Origin of the sequence: Sphingopyxis sp. (assembly GCF_035250425.1) — a bacterium.
Classification (GTDB): domain Bacteria; phylum Pseudomonadota; class Alphaproteobacteria; order Sphingomonadales; family Sphingomonadaceae; genus Sphingopyxis.
This window is the reverse complement of sequence record NZ_DATFFD010000159.1, coordinates 1-3,519: the sequence shown is the minus strand read 5'-3', so window position 1 is coordinate 3,519 and position 3,519 is coordinate 1. Positions and strand designations below refer to the sequence as shown.

Here is a 3,519-nt window from a genome sequence, read left to right as displayed (position 1 = left end):
TGCTTAGGCGCATTCGCGCCGCCGGAAAAGAGCTGCCGGTCAGCCTGTGGCAAGCTTTGCCGCGGCACAAGCGGCTTGTGCGCGCTCACCGCTTGCGGTTAAGAGGCGCGAGAGAGCCAGCGCCGACCGCCGGGACAAGCGGCGGACAGGCGCAACGGAGATATTTGATGCCGAATTCGAACCTTTCGCTTCCTGCCCCGCGCGTGCGCCTCGTCGTGCTCGGCCTTGCCGCCCTGCTCGCCACCAGCGGCTGCGCGCAGCTGAAGGGGCGCCAGGGCTATGTCGTCGATCCGCTGCTCACCGAGGCGATCACGGCGGGCGTCGACAACCGCGAATCGGTCGAAAAGACGCTCGGCCGTCCGACCTTCGTCGGCCAGTTCAGCAACAATGAATATTATTATGTCTCGCGCGAAACGCGCCAGCTCGCCTTTGCCAAGCCGCGCCCGGTCGATCAGCAGGTGCTTCGCGTCCGCTTCGACGCCGCGGGCAACGTCGCCGCGGTCGATCGCACCGGCCTCGAACTGGTGAGCAAGATCAGCCCCGAAGGCGACAAGACGCCGACGCTCGGCCGTCACCGCAGCTTCTTCGAGGACATCTTCGGCAACATCGGCGCCGTCGGCGCGCCGGGCGCGGGGGCTCCGGGGCAGTAAGCCCGCGGACACCGGCAACGGACAGAAGAGCGGCGGCGCCCCAGGGCACCGCCGCTTTTTCTTATTGCGCGATCCCGCCCGCCGCGAGCACCGCGAGGGTGACGAGGTCCGATGCGGTCGATGCCATCGTCGCGACCTGTACCGGGTTCTCCATGCCGACGAGCATCGGGCCGATCACCGCGCCGCCGCCCAGTTCGCGCAGCAGCTTCGCCGACAGGTTCGCCGATTGCAGCCCCGGCATGATCAGCACGTTCGCGGGACCCGACAGGCGGCAGAAGGGGTAATTCTTCATCACCTTCTCGTTGAGCGCGACGTCGGGTGCCATTTCGCCTTCATATTCGAAGCCGGGCGCCCGTCGGTCGAGGATCGACACCGCCTCGCGGATGCTCTCGAGCCAGCTTCCTTCCGGGTTGCCGAAGGTTGAATAGGACAGGAAGGCGACGCGCGGCTCGTGCCCCATGCGCCGCGCGACCTGTGCGGTACGCTCGGCGATATCGGCGAGCATCTCGGCGGTCGGCCGCTCGTTGACCGTCGTGTCGGCCATGAAGATGGTGTGATGCTGGTCGACGAGGACGTGGATGCCGAACGGCGTCTTGCCCTCGGCATGGTCGATCACGCGCCGGATCTCGCGCATCGACTGCGAATAGGTGCGCGTCGTGCCGGTGATCATCGCGTCGCCGAGGCCCATTTTGAGGAGCAGCGAGCCGAAGATGTTGCGGTCGCGATTGACCATGCGCTCGACGTCACGGCGGAGGTAGCCGCGGCGCTGCAGCCGTTCGTAGAGCAGGTCGACCATCTGCGGCACGTGCGGCGAATTGACGCTGTTGTGAACCTCGTAGCTTTCGGGATCGGCAACGCCCATCGCGCGGAGCTTGTCGTGCAGCCCCTCGCGCCCGACGAGCACCGGAATCCCGTACCCGCCATCGCGGAACTGGATCGCGGCGCGCAGCACGACTTCCTCTTCGCCCTCGGCAAAGACGACGCGCTTCGGATTGTTGCGCGCGGCCTCATAGGCGAGCGTGAGGACCGAGGTGGTCGGGTTGAGCCGCGCGCGGAGCTGGGTACGATATTCGTCGAGATTGTCGATCGGCCGCTGCGCGACGCCGCTCTTCATCGCCGCTTCGGCGACCGCCGCGGGCACGATTTCCATCAGCCGCGGATCGAAGGGCGAGGGAATGATATATTCGGGACCGAAGCTCGATGCGCGCCCGCCGTATGCGGCGGCGACTTCCTCGGGCACCTGCTGGCGCGCAAGGTCGGCAATAGCGTATGCAGCCGCGATCTTCATCTCCTCGTTGATCGCGGTCGCATGGACGTCGAGCGCGCCGCGGAAGATGAAGGGGAAGCACAGGACATTGTTGACCTGGTTCGGATAATCCGACCGGCCCGTCGCGATGATCGCGTCAGGCCGTGCCGCGCGCGCATCCGGCGGCGAGATTTCGGGATCGGGGTTCGCCATCGCGAAGATGATCGGCGCGGGGGCCATGTCCTTCACCATCTCGGGCTTCAGCGCGCCCGCGGCCGACAGGCCGAGGAACACGTCGGCGCCGACGAGCGCTTCGGTCAGGTCGCGCGCTTCGGTCGGCACGGCGTGCGCCGATTTCCACTGGTCCATGCCTTCGGTGCGGCCCTGATAGATGGTGCCCTTGCGGTCGCACATGATGACATTTTCGTGCCGCACGCCCATCGCCTTGATCAGCGCGGTACAGGCGATCGCCGCGGCGCCGGCGCCGTTGACGACGACCTTCACCGTCGCAAGGTCGCGTCCCGTGAGGTAACAGGCGTTGATCAGGCCCGCGGCGGTAATGATCGCGGTGCCATGCTGGTCGTCATGGAACACCGGAATGTTCATGCGTTCTTTCAGCGCCGCTTCGATGATGAAGCAGTTGGGCGCGGCAATGTCTTCCAGGTTGATGCCGCCGAAGCTCGGCGCGAGCAGTTCGACCGCTTCGATGAAGCGCTGGGGATCTTCGGTATCGACCTCGAGGTCGATCGAATCGACGTCGGCGAAGCGCTTGAACAGCACCGCCTTGCCTTCCATCACCGGCTTCGATGCGAGCGCGCCCAGATTGCCGAGCCCGAGGATCGCGGTGCCGTTCGAGATTACCGCGACCAGATTGCCCTTGATCGTATAATCATAGGCTTTGGCGGGGTTCTCGGCGATTGCGAGCACCGGAACCGCGACGCCGGGCGAATAGGCAAGGCTGAGGTCGCGCTGCGTCGCCATCGGTTTCGACGCGACGATCTCGATTTTTCCGGGCCGACCATATTCGTGGTAAAGCAGCGCCTCGCGGTCCGAAAATTGCACCTTGCTACCACTATCCATCGTTTATCCTCTCAAATGAATTCACAAGATGCGCGCCCGAGCCCATTCCCTAGCGTCGCCAAGCGGAAATGGAACCCGCGAATCGCGCGCGCGTGTCTTGCCACGGCCCTATATCCATCCCTAAGCATATCGCATGCCTGTCACCGCCCGCTCCGCTGCCAATATGAACAACCCCGTGCCCGCCGCGACGCCGATGATGGCGCAATATTGGTCGCTGAAGGACAAGGCCGGCGATTGCCTGCTTTTCTATCGCATGGGCGATTTCTTCGAGCTGTTCTTCGACGATGCGAAGGCGGCCGCCTCGACGCTCGACATCGCGCTGACCTCGCGCGGCGAGCATGGCGGTGCGCCGGTGCCGATGTGCGGCGTCCCCGTCCATTCGGCCGAATCCTATCTCGCGCGGCTGATCCGCGCCGGGCACCGCGTCGCGATCGCCGAGCAGGTCGAAACCCCGGCGGAGGCGAAAGCGCGGGGCGGGTCGAAGGCGCTCGTCGCGCGCGACATCGTGCGTTTCGTGACGGCGGGCACGCTCACCGAGGAAAG

2 protein-coding genes and 1 pseudogene are annotated in these 3,519 nt (G+C 65.6%); 2 read left to right on the top strand and 1 reads right to left on the bottom strand.

Translation table 11 applies throughout. From position 1 onward, the window contains the following. Positions 1-167: 167 nt before the first annotated feature. Positions 168-650 (top strand): outer membrane protein assembly factor BamE, encoded by a 483-nt coding sequence (locus VJ811_RS09395; RefSeq protein WP_324072012.1) that lies wholly within the window; start codon positions 168-170, stop codon positions 648-650. Positions 651-711: 61 nt separating this feature from the next. On the opposite strand, the gene VJ811_RS09390 is transcribed toward VJ811_RS09395, so the two are convergent. Beyond that, complete coding sequence (locus VJ811_RS09390; RefSeq protein WP_324072011.1) at positions 712-2,976, bottom strand: NADP-dependent malic enzyme; 2,265 nt, start codon at positions 2,974-2,976, stop codon at positions 712-714. A gap of 133 nt (positions 2,977-3,109) precedes the next feature. Between VJ811_RS09390 and VJ811_RS09385 the strand changes: the two are divergent. Next, positions 3,110-3,519, top strand: a pseudogene (locus VJ811_RS09385) (DNA mismatch repair protein MutS); the annotation flags it as partial.